The sequence below is a fragment of the Paraburkholderia ginsengisoli NBRC 100965 genome (genome assembly GCF_000739735.1).
GTDB lineage: Bacteria > Pseudomonadota > Gammaproteobacteria > Burkholderiales > Burkholderiaceae > Paraburkholderia > Paraburkholderia ginsengisoli.
In genome coordinates this window covers 535,815-551,580 of the sequence record NZ_BBJF01000005.1, presented here as the reverse complement: position 1 = coordinate 551,580, position 15,766 = coordinate 535,815, and the positions used below count along the sequence as shown (strand labels likewise).

General features: G+C 64.7%; 15 protein-coding genes. 6 read left to right on the top strand and 9 right to left on the bottom strand.

Annotation, left to right across the window (positions count from 1 at the left end; translation table 11 throughout):
• The first annotated feature begins 48 nt into the window (after positions 1-48).
• Entirely contained in the window at positions 49-1,143 is a 1,095-nt protein-coding gene (locus BGI01S_RS11700) for a hypothetical protein (protein ID WP_042325971.1), read from the top strand.
• A 97-nt stretch (positions 1,144-1,240) separates the two neighbouring features.
• Here BGI01S_RS11700 and tkt read toward each other — a convergent pair whose 3' ends face one another.
• From tkt to BGI01S_RS11685, 4 genes are all read right to left on the bottom strand, one after another.
• Positions 1,241-3,328, bottom strand: a complete 2,088-nt coding sequence (gene tkt / locus BGI01S_RS11695) for a transketolase (RefSeq protein WP_042325428.1) — start codon at positions 3,326-3,328, stop codon at positions 1,241-1,243.
• Between the two features lie 429 nt (positions 3,329-3,757).
• Positions 3,758-4,303, bottom strand: a complete 546-nt coding sequence (locus BGI01S_RS11690) for a cupin (RefSeq protein ID WP_042325426.1) — start codon at positions 4,301-4,303, stop codon at positions 3,758-3,760.
• Positions 4,304-4,653: 350 nt separating this feature from the next.
• Positions 4,654-4,824 carry a hypothetical protein gene (locus tag BGI01S_RS30540; RefSeq protein ID WP_167335643.1) on the bottom strand — a complete coding sequence of 57 codons (171 nt, stop codon included), beginning with the start codon at positions 4,822-4,824 and terminating at the stop codon, positions 4,654-4,656.
• 76 nt (positions 4,825-4,900) lie between these two features.
• Positions 4,901-5,164 carry a hypothetical protein gene (locus BGI01S_RS11685; protein ID WP_042325424.1) on the bottom strand — a complete coding sequence of 88 codons (264 nt, stop codon included), beginning with the start codon at positions 5,162-5,164 and terminating at the stop codon, positions 4,901-4,903.
• 162 nt (positions 5,165-5,326) lie between these two features.
• On the opposite strand from BGI01S_RS11685, the gene BGI01S_RS11680 reads away from it, so the two are divergent.
• Positions 5,327-5,563, top strand: coding sequence for a hypothetical protein (locus BGI01S_RS11680; RefSeq protein WP_042325422.1), 237 nt, complete (start codon positions 5,327-5,329; stop codon positions 5,561-5,563).
• Between the two features lie 86 nt (positions 5,564-5,649).
• Here BGI01S_RS11680 and BGI01S_RS11675 read toward each other — a convergent pair whose 3' ends face one another.
• Complete coding sequence (locus BGI01S_RS11675) at positions 5,650-5,895, bottom strand: DUF6723 family protein (RefSeq protein ID WP_042325419.1); 246 nt, start codon at positions 5,893-5,895, stop codon at positions 5,650-5,652.
• Between the two features lie 546 nt (positions 5,896-6,441).
• Positions 6,442-7,548, bottom strand: a complete 1,107-nt coding sequence (locus BGI01S_RS11665; RefSeq protein ID WP_042325416.1) for a porin — start codon at positions 7,546-7,548, stop codon at positions 6,442-6,444.
• A 326-nt stretch (positions 7,549-7,874) separates the two neighbouring features.
• Between BGI01S_RS11665 and BGI01S_RS11660 the strand changes: the two genes are divergently transcribed.
• Entirely contained in the window at positions 7,875-9,116 is a 1,242-nt protein-coding gene (locus BGI01S_RS11660) for an AAA family ATPase (RefSeq protein WP_042325415.1), read from the top strand.
• Positions 9,117-9,130: 14 nt separating this feature from the next.
• Positions 9,131-10,906 (top strand): cobaltochelatase CobT-related protein, encoded by a 1,776-nt coding sequence (locus BGI01S_RS11655; RefSeq protein ID WP_042325413.1) that lies wholly within the window; start codon positions 9,131-9,133, stop codon positions 10,904-10,906.
• A gap of 37 nt (positions 10,907-10,943) precedes the next feature.
• On the opposite strand, the gene BGI01S_RS11650 is transcribed toward BGI01S_RS11655, so the two are convergent.
• From BGI01S_RS11650 to BGI01S_RS11640, 3 genes are all read right to left on the bottom strand, one after another.
• Complete coding sequence (locus BGI01S_RS11650; RefSeq protein ID WP_042325411.1) at positions 10,944-11,804, bottom strand: MBL fold metallo-hydrolase; 861 nt, start codon at positions 11,802-11,804, stop codon at positions 10,944-10,946.
• Between the two features lie 94 nt (positions 11,805-11,898).
• A complete protein-coding gene (locus BGI01S_RS11645) occupies positions 11,899-12,732 on the bottom strand; it encodes a class II glutamine amidotransferase (protein ID WP_042325409.1) in 834 nt (277 codons plus the stop codon).
• A gap of 75 nt (positions 12,733-12,807) precedes the next feature.
• Entirely contained in the window at positions 12,808-13,485 is a 678-nt protein-coding gene (locus BGI01S_RS11640; RefSeq protein ID WP_042325407.1) for a MarC family protein, read from the bottom strand.
• 375 nt (positions 13,486-13,860) lie between these two features.
• Between BGI01S_RS11640 and BGI01S_RS11635 the strand changes: the two genes are divergently transcribed.
• Together BGI01S_RS11635 and BGI01S_RS11630 are read left to right on the top strand one after the other, a co-directional pair.
• Positions 13,861-14,076 carry a DUF3311 domain-containing protein gene (locus tag BGI01S_RS11635; protein WP_042325405.1) on the top strand — a complete coding sequence of 72 codons (216 nt, stop codon included), beginning with the start codon at positions 13,861-13,863 and terminating at the stop codon, positions 14,074-14,076.
• A complete protein-coding gene (locus BGI01S_RS11630; RefSeq protein WP_042325404.1) occupies positions 14,073-15,545 on the top strand; it encodes a sodium:solute symporter family protein in 1,473 nt (490 codons plus the stop codon). The genes BGI01S_RS11635 and BGI01S_RS11630 overlap by 4 nt, the downstream gene beginning before the upstream one ends.
• The last annotated feature ends 221 nt before the right edge of the window (positions 15,546-15,766 follow it).

Genomic DNA, 15,766 nt, shown 5'->3' with positions numbered 1-15,766 from the left:
GTTGCGGGTCCATTCTTCAGCGGATTGCCGTCCGCCATTCTCGCCGCCATGTTCAGAACAGCTTCCATCGCCGCAGCGCTATGCGCCGCGTGCCTCACTTCCGCCTGCGTGCATATCGGACCGTCCCGCCTGAAGGCGGATCAGGTCGACTACGCGCGCGCGCTCGGCGATGCGAAGAAACGCGAGATACTCGCCGCCGTGATAGGTTTGCGTTATGGCGATGCACCGGCCTTTCTGACCGTCAGCAGCATCATCGCGGCCTACACGTTCGACACCACCGGCGGCGCCACCCTCAACGCCGGTTCCGGCAGCATGCCGAACTACGCGCTCGCGACCGGCAGCGTGTCCTATTCGAACCATCCGACTTTCACGTTCACGCCGACCACCGGCGAAGCGTTCGCGTCCGCGTATATCCGGCCGCTTGCGCCGTCGCTGGTATTGCCGCTTGCCGAAGGCGGCATTCCGATCGATCTGCTGTTGCGCATCACCGCGCAGTCGGTGGGCGGCTTGCAGAACGGCAACGCGCTCGGCGGCGAGAACAGCGCGGGCGCGCCGGGTTTCTTCGAATTACTGCGGGCGCTGCGGCGTCTGCAACTGGCCGGCGAACTGAACGTCGAGTCGCGCCAGGCGGACGGCAAGAACGGCAAGAGCGGCCCGATGGGCGTGTTCCTCGTGATGGGCGCGACCACCAGCGGCGAGTCGCCGCAAACGGCTGCGGATCTCGCGCGCGTGCGCAAGCTGCTGCGGCTGTCGTCGAATACGCGGACCTATGAGATCGTCTACGGACCTTCTTCGACCTCGCAAAAGGGCGACCGGATTCCGATGGTCACGCGCTCGGTGCTCGGCATCCTGACCGATCTCGGCGCGCAGGTGCAGGTGCCGGTCGAGCGCATCAGCGACGGCTCGACGAAGCCCACCGTCGGCCTGATCGGCGGCGAAACGCGGCCGACGATCATCATCCACTCCGGTGAGCGCGCGCCCGATAATGCGTATGTGTCGATCGCTTATGGGTCTTCGGTGTATTGGGTCGAACGCAACGACTTCGATTCGAAATATGCGTTCACGGTCGTGCAGAATCTGATGGCGCTCGCCGAAGCCGATACGAGCAGCAAGGCGCCGGTGGTGACGATTCCGGCAAATTGACGGTGACGGGTGGCGAATGAAAAAGCCGGCGGTTGTTCCACCGCCGGCTTTGTATCGACACTCAGGCTTCACCACTTCTCGTATCACTCCGTGCACATCACTCCGAACTGCTTCGCTTCGACTGAACGCGCGCGATCTGCTGCTTCGCCGCTTCATACACATGCTCCGGCGTGAAGCCGAACTTCTTCTTCAGATCGGCAAGCGGCGCCGATGCGCCGAACGTATGCATCACAATCTGCGCGCCGAGCCGGCCGACATAGCGGTCCCAACCGAGGGTGGCGGCCTGTTCGACGGCGACGCGCGCGTCCACGTCGGCGGGCAGCACCGACTCCTTGTACGCGTCGTCCTGTCGCTCGAAGACGTCCCACGACGGCATCGACACCACGCGCGCCGCGATGCCCTCGCCCTTGAGCTTCTCGTACGCGTCGACGCACAGCGACAGTTCGCTGCCCGTGCCCATCAGAATCACCTGCGGCTTCTGCCCATCGGCCGCATCGGCGAGCACGTACGCACCTTTGCGAACACCGCTCGCCGCCGCATAGCGGCTGCGGTCCAGCGTCGGCAACGCCTGGCGCGACACGACGATGCACGAGGGCCGTCGCGGATCGGCCAGCGCCACGCGCCATGCCTCGGTCACTTCGTTCGCATCGCCGGGACGCAGCACCGTCAGCCCCGGCACGCCGCGTAGCGACGCCAGCTGTTCGATCGGCTGATGCGTCGGACCATCCTCACCCACGCCGATCGAATCGTGCGTGAACACGTAAATAGCCGGCACTTCCATGATCGCCGACAGACGGATCGGCGGCTTCATGTAGTCGCTGAAAATCAGAAAGGTCGAACCGTACGGCCGCAGATTCGACAACGCGAGTCCGTTGACCACCGCGCCCATCCCATGTTCGCGAATGCCGAAATGCAGATTGCGGCCGCCGTAGTTGTCGGCTTCGAAACTGCCGGCCCCTTCGAATTTCAGGTTGGTCTTGGTGGACGGCGAGAGATCGGCCGCACCGCCGATCATCCACGGAATGCGCGCGGCAATCGCATTGAGCACCTTGCCCGACGATTCGCGCGACGCAACACCCTTCGGGTCCGCGTCGAAAGTTGGCATATCGCTGTCCCAGCCGGCCGGCAATTCATGCGCCTCGATCTGCGCGAATTCACGCGCGAGTTCCGGGTACTTCTTGTTGTACACGTCGAGCCGCGTCTGCCATTCGGCACGCGCCGCCTTGCCGCGCGCGCCGACGCCGGCGGCGAAACGTTCGGGCACGCCGTCAGGCACGTAGAAGAATTTGTCCTCGGGCCAGCCGTAGAATTTCTTCGCGAGCGCCACTTCCTCGACGCCGAGCGCTTCGCCGTGCGCCGCCGACGTGTCCTGCTTGTGCGGCGCGCCCCAGCCGATGATGCTGCGGACCACGATCAGCGTCGGCCTGTCGGTAATGCTCTTCGCTTCGACGAAGGCCGCTTCGAGCGCGGCGGCGTCGTTCGCGTCGTTCACATGCAGCGTATGCCAGTTGTAGCCGCGAAAGCGGCTCTCCACGTCGTCGCTGTACGCGAGGTCGGTGTGGCCTTCGATCGTCACGCGGTTGCTGTCGTAAATCCAGATCAGGTTCGACAGCTTCAGATGCCCGGCCAGCGATGCCGCTTCGTGCGAGATGCCCTCCATCATGTCGCCGTCGCCGCATAGCGCGTAGACGCGATAGTCGAACAGGGGCGCATCCGGCTGGTTGAACCGGCTCTCATACCAGCGCGCGGCCATCGCCATGCCGACGCTGTTGCCGAGCCCCTGGCCGAGCGGACCGGTCGTGGTTTCGACGCCGGTGGTCATCCGGTACTCGGGGTGCCCTGGCGTTTTGCTGTCGATCTGGCGGAAATGCTCGATGTCGTCGATCGACACGGCGGGACCACTGGTCGGGTTGCCGTCGTGATCCACGGCCTTCACGCCGGCCAGGTGCAACAGCGAATACAGCAGCATCGATGCATGTCCGACCGACAACACGAAGCGGTCGCGATTCGGCCACAGCGGCTCGTCCGGGTCGTAGCGCAAATGGTTTTGCCACAGATGGTAGGCAACCGGGGCCAGTGCCATCGGCGTGCCGGGGTGCCCGGAATTGGCCTTTTGCACAGCGTCCATCGACAGCGTGCGGATCGTGTTGATGCACAGCTGATCGAGGGCGGGATCGTTTTGCATGGAACACTCCTTGTTCGGCGTTGAAGAAGATGGCCGCGACGCACTGCTCGAACGAGCGTGCCGGCGAACCGTGTGAGTGGGAAACGGAACAACGCATCAGGAACGCAGCGAGGCTCATCGATGATGCGCCGATGCGCGCAACTCTGCACGGCGCTTTACAGATGCAGCCATGTGATGACTTTGAGGCGCGGGAAGTTCAGAAAAGCGACGGCCGGCACGATGGCGGTTCTTTCAGAGCGCTTGCGGGCTGCTTGCGACAGCAGGCTCCGCTGCCTGTCTTTGAGATCGCTCGTGTCGCTCGTGTCTCTTCGCGTTCTTCCATCCCGCGAAGGCGCAGCGCTTTATTCACGCAATGCAACGATTCCGCGCGGAAAGAAACGACGGGCGCTTCTGCGACGCGCGACCAACCGCGCGCGTCTTCGCGCCGCATCAAGCCGCATGCAGCCAGTGCTCGATGAGCGGGCCGCGCTTACCGTCGATCGGGTCCAGCGGCGGGAACGGCAACGCCTCCATCGTGCGCTGCTCTTCCGGCGTCAGCGCTTCGCGGCGAATGTCCCATTGCTGGCCTTCCGGATAACCGGCCACCACCTGAAAATGCCGCGCGAACGATTGCAGACAGTGGCCGGTACCGGCCGGCAGCAACAGCGCGTCCCCCGCGGATATCGTCACCACTCTGCCTCCCGGCCCGCCGACGATCACCTGCGCCGAGCCGCCGCAAACGCCGAGCACTTCGTGAGCGGTCGCGTGGAAATGGTGGTAATCGAAAATGCCGTCGCGCCATTGCGGCGGCCAGTCGTTGCTCTCGAAGAGGATTTCGAACGCGGTCGCCAGATCGCCGCTGTCCGGCATCAGCACGCGACGATAAATCACGACCGGCAGCTTGCGGTTGTTCGGCACCCAATCGTGCGGTTCGAGCATGAACGTCTCGTACTCGGTTTGAGCCGCATCGAATCCGTGTTGCGTATCGTTGAACATGTTGGCTCCTGGCTTGATGATGCTTGGGCGCCGTCTCTGAGGGGGCTGCGGCTGGATGCGGGCGACGAGGCGTGGTGTCCGGCGGGCACCGTGGCATGACTCGCTACGGGCTGCGAATGCCGCGAGCCTGGCTGCTGCGCCAGGTGTTCACGGGTGTTCACACGTACGCGCAAGCATCTCAGTGTCGCAGCATAAAGCACGCCCGGCCCGCGAACAGGCATAACCGCGGCCTTGCTGGGTATCAGCGGCAGAGGCCGTCGCAAACGAACACGCAAAGGTCATCGGCTGGCAGCGCGCAGCGCGACCGGCACCGCCGGATAGATCGCTTGCCGCGCGTGTACACCGTCACCTCACCCGCCACCAATGCCTTGCAGCACCTTTCCCGTGCCGCCGCACACCGCGCAACGCGCCCCTTCAACCTTGCCCGTGCCGTTGCACGCGGCGCACAGATCTTCGCCGGCGCCCGGCGTATTGGGCGGCGCTTCGTCGCCGGGATTCATTGCTTCGTTGTCCTGTTGCATACATTGCTCCGTTCGGTTTCCACATTTATCGCGGTCGATGCGACTCGACCCACTACGCGTGACGCGAAGCGGCGCGTCAATTTTTGCGCTGAGGTTCGCGCCCGCCACCGCCCGGCGGCTCGGCCCGTTCGCCGGTGCCCAACGGCACCTCGGCGGTCTGCGCGGGCCGTTCGCTCGAACGTTGCGGATTGGTCTGTTCGTCCACGCCGGTTTGCTCCACCGGCTCGATGCCGAGCGGACTCGGTTCGACATACTGCGCTCCGCTGGGTTTGTTGCGCGCTTCCGTTTCCGGCGAGACGCTCGGCGCGTCGCTGCTATCGGCGGGTTTGTCGTCCTGCATGGCGTTCTCCTCGTTTGGGCACACAGTGTATGCAGCAACATCCGGTCCCTCTCCATCATCGTGCGATGCGAGCGGTGCAATGCCGGCCAGCGTCACGTGGGCACAGCCATTGCGGCGCCCCTACGGCAGGTCCGGGCCACTGTTTGTAAAAAGGAGAACCTCATGACAATCACGACGATTCGCGTATCCGATACGGAAGTCCAGGTGGAACGCACGCTGTACACGTTCGCGCAGAAAAGCGACGCCGACGCATTCCAGCGCTGCCTGGTCGACACGTCGATCGATAGTTGCTATCGCTCGCATCCGCCGTTGTCGGCGCAGCCCACGGTGCCCGACGCGCAACCGGACGATCCCGCCCGCGGCAGCACGATTTCGCCATCGCTCGGCGGCATGCCCTAACACTTGATGCACGACTTGACGCGCGCGCCGACTCATCCGGCCGCACGCGCGCCGGTTAAGCGAGTCGCTATCGCGATCGCTGTCGCTTACTTCTCCGGCGCCGCGCGATCGGCGGCCACGATCTCGCGACCGTAATCGATCGCGGCGCGGCGTGCCTCGTCGGCGGTCGCGTAGGGGCCGATCTGCGGCGCACCGTCGAATGGAAACAGGATTCTCCTGTCCGCCTTCCTGACTACCTTCAGTCCACCTACGTAACGGCCGTCGCCAGTTCCGTGATAGCTCGCAAAAATCTCGAAGTCATCGTCAGCAACGTCGGCCTTATGTCGCGCCATGGGTTGTCCTCGTCCTGCACTTTCAGTGCGCCATATGTCGTATGTGGTGCGCGCGGCCATCGCGGCAGCGCGTGTCTGCCGGAATCGAGCAATAGCCGTTCCACGCGGCGCAAGCCGCGTCCGCCATGACGATTAGCGTCGAGGCATGAGGGTTGCGTGGCTCGGATCACGTGAGAGACTGGAGGGAAAAGCGATGAATTTATCGAGTGCTTCGGATCGCATCCGTGACGCCTGCCGCGTGCGCGGACTGCGATTGCATACACCAATGCCGCCCGAAATCGATCCCGACGCGCCGCCGCCTCCGGCCGTCGATCCCGATCCCGTGCCGAACGACGATCCGGCAAACGATCCGTCCCGTGCGCCCGAAGGCGATCCACCGATGAAGCCGCCGCCCGTCGCCACGCGTGCGCGTTGCCGCGTTGTCGGTAGCACGGACGGTAGGCGCTGTACGCGCGCGTTCAGTCAATACACGGAAGCGGCGTCTCCAGACACAGGCCGCGCGCTGCGAACGATGGCGAACGACGACGAACGATCGCGAACGACGCGTCAGAACTGATGCATCATCCCGACGTAAGCGCCGGTTTGCGACTGGCCGACCAGCGGACTCGTATTGCTGGTCGAATCGCGCGGTGAGGCTTCGAGCGAGAAGTTGGAATTGCTGCTGTTGCGCACATACCCGACCGTGCCGTACAGGAAGGTGCGCTTCGAGAGGTTGTAGGTGGTGCCGAGCACGTACATCATCGCGTGGCCGGACGGATCGTGCGCGACGTCGCCGTCACCGTCGCCCACCTTGATGTAATAGCCGCCCGCCGTCACCGCCCAGCGCGACTGAAGGTTGTAGGTCGCGCCGAGCCAGTAGTGGTCGGCGGTATCCGCGACGCCGACCGGCGAGTCCGGCGCCGAGTAATGCGTATAGGCGCCCTGAATCTTGATCGAGTCGAAATGCAGGTTCGCGCCGACGAAGTATTCGCGCGACGCCTGGAAGATGTTGCTGAAGTGGCCGTTGCTGTCGCGCAGTTCGTCGTAGATGCCGCGCACGTCGAAAAGCGGCGAGTGATACGTCAGCATGATGCCGTTTGAACGGCCGAACTCGCCCGGCGCGCCGCTGTTGAACGCACCCGGCTGATTGCCGAGCGCATACTGCCCCTGCACGTCGAAGCCCCAGAACACCGGGCTCTTGTATTCGATGTTGTTGTTGGTCTGCTGCCAGTTGCGTCCGCGCACGAGCGACGCCGACGAAAACGCCTGCTGCACGAATGGGTCGAACTCCCACACGCCGTCGCTATCGATGAACAGATTGCGCCCGGCCTGCAACGTGCCCCACTCCTCGCTCTTCAAGCCGACGAACGCGCGCCGCGACCAGAGTCGTCCGCCGCTGGTCGTGCCGTCCATCACCTGCAAACCGGTTTCGAGGTTGAAGATCGCACTGAGGCCGCCGCCCAGGCCCTCGCTGCCCTTCAGCCCCAGCATACTGGTGCCCCAGTTGCCGCCTTCCGCACGCCAGCGGCTCGAACTGCCGCCCGCGCCGTCGTTGATGTGATTCAGATATTCGACGCCGCCGTCGAGGCGGCCATACAGGCTCACGCTCGTTTGACCGTATGCCAGCGGACTGACCACCGCCAGCGCTGCAATTAATTTTGTGGGGAGTCTCATTGTTTGCCGTGAATTTTTCTGTTGCGGTGCCGACGCAAAAGCGGAACCCAAAGCGTGACCAAAGCGGTGGCAAAGCGGACTGCGGATGAATCGACGCCACCCACGGCCAGCGGCCGAACTATAGGGGATATGCGTGCGACGGCCTAACCGTTTGACGCAATAAACTCTTGCGAGCCACCGGCTCGACAGGCAAACCCGCCACGCCATACCCGCCACCTGAAACGATTCGCGTGGAAGATCGAAAGCTGCCCAAGATAAGATAGTCGGTCATTCGGCTTCAGCCAAATCGAAATGTACTTTTTGTTTATCGACCATTCATCCTTGCCATGAACGCGCCCGACCTGACTGAAGACGACAACGCCGAACACCTCGGCCTTTACCAACGCGCGACGGAAAGCGGCGCGGAGTGGTGGCGCGTCAGCGTGGCCGACCGGCCGCAGACCTATCGCCTCGAACATGGCGTCGACGATGCCGGCCGCGTCGGCACGGTCGATATCGATCTGGTGGTCGATGCGGAGAACCTGCGCGCGAAGCTGAAGAAGTGGCGCCGCGAAGGTTTCGCAATCGATGCTGACGACAATGGCGAAAGCGACTCCGATTTGAATCGGCGGCTCGCCTTCATGCCGGAGTTGCAGCGAGTCGCGGCGCTCGCATCGGCTTCGACGGCGAAGCAACGGCCGCGCGCGGACAGCGGCGAGACCGTGCGCATCGCTCAGGTCGAAGTGCCATGCGGCGTCGGCGGTGCGCTCGTGCCGCCGGTCAACGCCGCGTATCTGTTCCCCGCGCGCTTCAACGACATTGTCGAGGATGTCGTCGAGAACCGCCGCGTGATGCTGATCGGTCACACCGGCGCGGGCAAGACCAGCCTGATCGAACAGATCGCGGCGCGCTCGCGTCACGGCGTGTTGCGCTCGAACATGAACGGGCAGACCACGGTCGGCGACTTCGTCGGCTTCTGGACCGTCAAGGGCGGCGAGACCCTGTGGGTCGACGGTGTGCTGCCCACGGCAATGCGCGAGGGCTTGTGGCTGATCGTCGACGAAATCGATTTCGCCGAGCCGTCGATTCTCGCCGCGCTCACCGCGGTGCTTGAACCGCACGGCCGTCTCGTGCTGAAGGAGAAAGGCAACGAGATCGTCGCGCCGCATCCGTCGTTCCGGCTCTTCGCGACGGCCAACGCGGTCGGCGCGATGAGTCAGTTCCGCCATCTGTACCAGGGCGCGAATCTGATGAACGAGGCATTTCTCGATCGCTGGCGCGTGTACCTGCTCGACTATCTGACGCCCGCCGAAGAAGCCGACGTGCTGATGCGAACGCTAGCGCCGAATATGACGCGCACGCTGGCTACGACGCTCGCCGCGATCGCCGCCGACTGCCGCGCGGCGTTCGCTCGCGAAGATCTGTCGAGCGCCTTCTCGACGCGCCGCCTGCTCGACTGGGCCGAGCTGATGCTGCGCACCGGCGACCCCGAACGCGCCGCCGCGCCGGCGATCTATGCGAAGGTGAGCCCGGAGGACGCCGCATTGATTCGCGGCATCGTTCGTCATCACATCGCGCCGGCCGACTGAGCGGACCCGAGCGCATGAACGTGAGAACGAGCGCAGGCACACACGCGGCACGCGGCGCGCGCGATACGCGAGGCTTCGCGTTCGAATCGACGCTCGGCAAGGTAGCGCGCGTGCTGACCGGCCAATACGGCGTGACGGTCGTGTTCAGTCCCGACGGACCGCGCGTCGAACCCGGCCGCATCGTGATTCCCGACTATGCGGGCAACGGCGGCGTCGAACGCGATGTGTTGATCGGCTATCTGGACTTGCTGGTGGCGCGTGCGAAGCATGCGTCGCTCGCACAACTCGACGCGCTGCCCGCCGGTGTCATCGCGAATCTCGCGCAGGTGATCGAGGATCGCCGCGTGTGCGGTCAGTTGCTCGACGAATATCCGGGCGCGCGCTGGTTCATCGGCAAACTGCGCGCGCATGCCGCCGAACGCGTCGCGCAACGCTGGCCGACATTGCATTGGCGCGACCGGCTCGTGTGGCTCATCGAGCGCGCACTGTGGGACGAAGCGCCGAGCCGCACCGAAGCGAGCCATTCGCTGCTCGCCGCGTTGGATGCCGCTCAAGAACTGCTGCACGACGCGCGCGCGAGCGGCTCGACCGCGCAAAGCATCGCGACGGCGCACGCGCTGCTGGCGCGCGTGCGGGCTTTGTCGGCGGGCGACGTGAACAGCATGACGTTCACCGCCGATCCGGTCGAGGACATCGACACCGACAAGGCTCGCGCTTCGTCGTCTGCGTTCGACGACGACACCGTGCTGCCCGATCGCGACAGCGCGGCTGCGCCGCCCAGCGAGCGCAGCGGCGGCGCACAGACGGACGACGCGGTCGGTATGGGGCAATCGCTCGCGGATGCGCAACAGCCATCGGTGCAATCCGACGGCGAAGCGGGCGCGACGACCACAAACGCGACCCGGCCACAACTATCCATTCCGCTCGCCACCGAATTCGACGTGATCGCCGACCTCACGGGCCAGGGCGACAGCACCACGTGGCGCGCGTTGCGTGCGCAAGCCCGCGCGGACACCGCGCCGCTGAAGGAGAAACTCGAACGCGCATTGAGCGCCGATGAGCGCGTCCGATGGCGCCGCGAACAGGAGCGCGGCGAAATCGATCGCACCGCGCTCGCGCGGCTCGCGACCTCGCCGGGCTATCGCACGCCGTTTCGCACGCAGCGCGCGGCCAAGGGGCGCGACGTCGCGGTGACGCTGCTGATCGACCGCAGCGGTTCGATGGCCGGGCGCAAGATCGAACTCGCGCGCCTGTGTGCGACCGCGCTGTGCGATGCGCTCACGCAGTTGTCGTTCGATTGCGAAGTGCTCGGCTACTGCTCACTCGAATCGGCGTCGATGCGGCAGCTTCACGAGCGTCAGCTTGCCGCCGGCGCGGATATGCGGCGCTACAACCGCTTCGTCGAACGGCTCGATCTGAAGGTGTACAAACGTTTTGGCGCAACGGACCTGAGCGGCATCGCCGCGCTCGACTGCGGGCACGAGAATCCGGACGGCGAAGCGCTCGCGTGGGCGGCGACGCGCCTCGCCGATCACCAGGCCGCGCGGCGCATCCTGATGGTGTTTTCCGATGGCTATCCATCCACGGGCGACGGCGACCCGCAGGTGTTGCGCAGCGATCTGCGCGAACGCGTCGCGGCGATCGGCAAGCGCGGCATCGAGCTGGTGGGGATCGGTGTGCTGACCGACGCGGTCGAGGACTTCTATCCGCGCAACGTGGTGGTGAGCCGCCTCGCCGAGTTGCCGTCGATCGTGTTTTCGGTGTTGAGTTCGATGCTGCTGACGCGCTGACCGCACGCGTTCGCCTGCGCATCCACCTGCGCGACGCTCAGAACGCGTTCAACGGAATCTTCAGATAACGCACGCCGTTCTCTTCCGGCTCCGGCAAAGCGCCCGCGCGAATGTTGATCTGGATCGCCGGCAGGATCAGCGTCGGCATGCCGAGCGTGCGGTCGCGCGCGGTACGCATCGCGACGAACTGCTCGGCGCTCACCGCGTCGTTCAGGTGAATGTTGTCGCGGCGCTGCTCGGCAACCGTTGTCTGCCAGCAAGGCTCACGCGACGGCGGCGGGTAGTCGTGGCACATGCACAGCCGCGTATCCGGCGGCAGCGTCAGCAACTTGCGCACGGACTTGTACAGCGCATGCGCATCGCCGCCCGGAAAATCGCAGCGCGCCGAGCCGAGATCCGGCATGAACAACGTGTCGCCGACGAACACCGCGTCGCCGATCCGGTACGCCATGTCCGCCGGTGTATGGCCGGGTACGTGCAGCGCTTCGCCGCCCAGTTCGCCGATACTGAAGTGCTCGTCGTCGGAGAACAGATGATCGAACTGGCGGCCGTCGGTCGGCAGTTCGTCACCGAGATTGAAGATGCGTTTGAACGCGCTTTGCACGATGCGAATGCTCGCGCCGATCGCGATCTTGCCGCCGAGCACGTCCTTCAGATAATGCGCCGCCGACAGATGATCGGCATGCGCATGCGTTTCGAGCAGCCACACCACACGCAAGCCGTGCTCCCTGACGAACGCGACGACGCGTTCGGCCGACTCCGTCGACGTGCGGCCGGACTTCGGATCGAAGTCGAGCACCGGATCGATCACCGCGCATGCCGAGCCGGCGCCCGCATGGACCACGTACGTGAAGGTGCCGGTGATGACGTCGTAGAACGCTTCGATTTGAGGTGTCATGGTCGTCTCCATGTCGGTCCCCGCCATCGCGCACGGCGGATGGCGACGCGGCATCCCGGCGCGCACGCCCGCGAACCCATTCTCTCCGCACCGCTCACGCCGACTGCGGCCTGAACGGAAAGTGCTCGATCTCGCCGCCGCGCGCGACCACCGCCGTGCTCTCGGGAATCTCCTGCCACCAGCCGGGCAAATCCGCGAGCGGCTCCGACAGCACCAGAAACGCATCCTCGCCGGCCATCTTGATACGCGGATCGTCGGGATACAACTCGAGCAGATGACGGAACGACGAGCTGTGAAACAGCGAGCGCGACTGCCCTTCGCTCGAATACCGCACCGCGACGATCTGCTCGCCGTCGGTCGCGCACACGGTCATGTTCAGCGGCTCGTCGACGCCGTGCTTGCGGCCGGTCGCCTCGACGAACGCGACCATCCGTTCGAGCGCGGTGACGGGCGCCAGCTCCAGGCCGAAGCTGAGCGCGAGGAAAAACAGCACTTCGGAATCGGTCGAGCCTTCGATGGACGGGAACAGGTCCGCGTCGATGGCGACCATCAGATCGCGGCGCACCGCCGGATAGTTGCGCACCAGTCCGTTGTGCGCGAAGAGCCAGCGGCCATGACGGAACGGATGGCAGTTGGTTTCCTGCGACGGCGTATCGGTCGCCGCGCGGATATGCGCGACGAACAGCGGCGCGTGAATCGCCCGCGCGGCTTCGCGCAGATTGCGGTCGCTCCACGCGGGCTGAATGCAGCGGTAGCGAAACGGAATGTCGGTCGGATGGCCGTACCAGCCGATCCCGAAGCCGTCGCCATTGGTAGTGGTGTGCCCGAGCCGCGAATGCAGGCTCTGGTCGATCAGCGAATGTTTGGCATTGAACAGCACCGTTTCGAGCTGAAGTGGATTACCGGTATAAGCGAGCCAGCGACACATGAATGCACTCCTCACGCAAGACGTTTGCGGTCTGATACGACCGGCCCCATGACACGACGCGCCGCCCGCTTCAGGCTATTTGGCCACCGGCGCCATCGTCGCGATCGGAATCAGAAATTCGGAGAATCCGGTCAGCATGATCTGCACGCCGATGCACAGCAGCAAAAACGAAGATACACGCATTGCGACCTTCGTTCCCTCGACGCCCAGATAGCGCGCGAAAATCACCGCGCGGCTGTAGATCAGGTAAACCGTGGCAGCCACCGCGAACGAGATCACCACCGACGCAATACTCGACAGCACGAACTCCGACAGCTTGTGCGTGCGGTTCGCGGTCAACGCGACGGCTGTAGCGATCGAACCGGGCCCGGTGGTGAGCGGAATGGTGAGCGGGAAGAACGCCTTCGACATCGCGTTGTCCGCGTCGACGCGCTTGACGGCCGACGGCTCGGCCGGCTGCGTGTCGGGCGCATTGAGCATCTGCCAGCCGCCGACCGCCACCGCGAGTCCGCCGCCGATGCGCAGCGCCTCCATCGAGATGCCGAAGAAATGCAGGATCGGCGTGCCGATGAAGAACGCCACCAGCAGCACGCACACCACGTTGACGGCGATCTTCCTGGCGAGCGCGGTGCGCTCCTCGGTGGTCAGCGCCGCGGTCCGGTCGAGGAAGACGAAAGCAATGCCGATCGGGTTGATGATGCTGATCAGCCCGGTGAAGCCAAACAGAATGTCCGTGATCAGACTGACGACCATATGCGATCCGTGTCGAACGGCGGCGCTCCCGGCGGGACGATCTGTCCGCGCAGCCTGGACGCCGCGTCATGTTGATGAAGCCGGAGCGCCTCACGCGGTCCGGACCCTGCTCGCTCTGCGTGACGGGAATCATATCGCGGCGCGCCAGCCGCAGCCGCGAAACGCGTCACGAGACGAGGTATCCCACCGCGTGCCGCCGCCCGCGCGCCGTCTTGCAGCGCAGCAGGCGCGGGCCGAAAGATGCATTTGCAACTTTCAGAAAGCCTACACTTTTTTGAACAGCTTTACGTAAGCAAAGTATCCGGCATACAGTCCTCAGCGAAGCCGCACTTTCAACGAGACGTACTTATAAACCGGTTCGAGGAGTCGCCCCCCATGTTGCTTCGTGTACTCGCCGCGTTGCCGTTCATCGGCATCCTGCTCGGTGTTCCGTTTGTGAATCGCGTCGAGCCGCTGGTGCTCGGCATGCCGTTCGTGCTGGCCTGGATCGTCATGTGGGTGGTATTGAGTTCGATCCTGATGGCGATCGTCTATCGTCTGGACCCGGCCAACCGCAACTTCGTGGCCGACGCCGAGGAGGTCCGATCATGAGCGCACTCGTCATCATCGCGGCCGTCACGCTGTTCGCCCTCTACCTCGGCGTGCGCGCGCGGCGCGGCCACGACATGAACCTCGAACAGTGGAGCGTGGGCGGCCGCAGCTTCGGCACCGCGTTCGTGTTCCTGCTGATGGCCGGCGAGATCTACACGACCTTTACGTTCCTGGGCGGCAGCGGTTTTGCGTACGGCAAGGGCGCGCCGGTCTACTACATTCTGGCGTACGGCACGCTCGCGTACATCCTCTCGTACTGGATGCTGCCGCCGATCTGGCGTTACGCGAAGCAGCACCGCCTCGTCTCGCAACCGCACTTCTTCACGCGCAAATACGAGAGCCCCGCGCTCGGCACGCTGGTCGCGCTGGTCGGCGTGGCCGCGCTGATCCCCTACCTCGTGCTGCAACTGAAGGGGCTCGGCATCATCGTCGCGACGGCCTCGTACGGCGCGATTTCGTCGACGGCGGCCGTGTGGATCGGCGCCGCTGTCGTGACGGCCTACGTGATCGTGTCCGGCGTGCGCGGCTCCGCGTGGAACTCGGTGGTCAAGGATCTGCTGATCCTCGCGATCGTGCTGTTCCTCGGCATCTATCTGCCGCTGCACTACTACGGCGGTCTGGGCGACATGTTCCGCGCGATCGACGCCGCGCGTCCCGGCTTCCTCGCGTTCCCGGCGCGCGGCTCCAGTGTGACGTGGTTCCAGTCGACCGTTCTGCTGACAGCGCTCGGCTTCTTCATGTGGCCGCACACGTTCGGCTCGATCTTCACCGCGAAGGACGAACGCATCTTCCGCCGCAACGCGATGGTGCTGCCGCTGTATCAGCTGATCCTGCTATTCGTGTTCTTCGTCGGCTTCGCGGCGACGCTGCGGGTGCCGGGCCTCAAAGGCGGCGACATCGACCTGTCGCTGTTCCGCCTGTCGTTGCAGACTTTCGACCCGTGGTTCGTCGGCGTGATCGGCGCGGCCGGCATCCTGACCGCACTGGTGCCGGGCTCGATGATTCTCACGTCCGCGTCGACGCTGCTTGCCAACGACGTCTATCGCGGCATGGTGAACCGCAATGCATCGGACGCTTCGGTCGGGATGCTCGCGCGCTTTCTGGTGCCGGTGGTCGCGCTGGTCGCGGTGGGCTTCACGCTGAACGGCGGCGAGACCATCGTCGCGCTGCTGCTGATGGGTTACAGCTTCGTCACGCAACTGTTCCCGGCGGTGATCTGCAGCCTGTTCCCGCATAACCGCGCGACCAAACAGGGCGCGTTCTGCGGGATTCTCGCCGGCGTGGCGGTGGTCGCGCTGACGACCACGCTGCACTGGAGCATCGGCCAGTTGATGCCGTTCCTGCCCGACGCGTTGAAGGACGTCAACATCGGCTTCCTCGCGCTGGCGGTGAACGTGGTCGTGTTCGTGGTGGTGAGCGCGATGACGCAGCCGCGACCGGCTGAACAGACGCACGCGCCGGTGCACTGAGCGGCGTTTTTTCCGGCGTTCGTTCCGAGGGGTGAGGAAGGGGCTGCTCGCGTAAGCGACAGCCCCTTCCACGTTTTATGTCCCATGCATCTGCGTGAGCGTCGCGCGGCGTGATCGAGCCGCTACGCCCGAGAGTCAAATCTACACATCAATGAAAAAACGCCCTTCACCTCGAAGCGCGCGTTCGACCTACATCGCCGTCCGCACTGCAACACGAAACC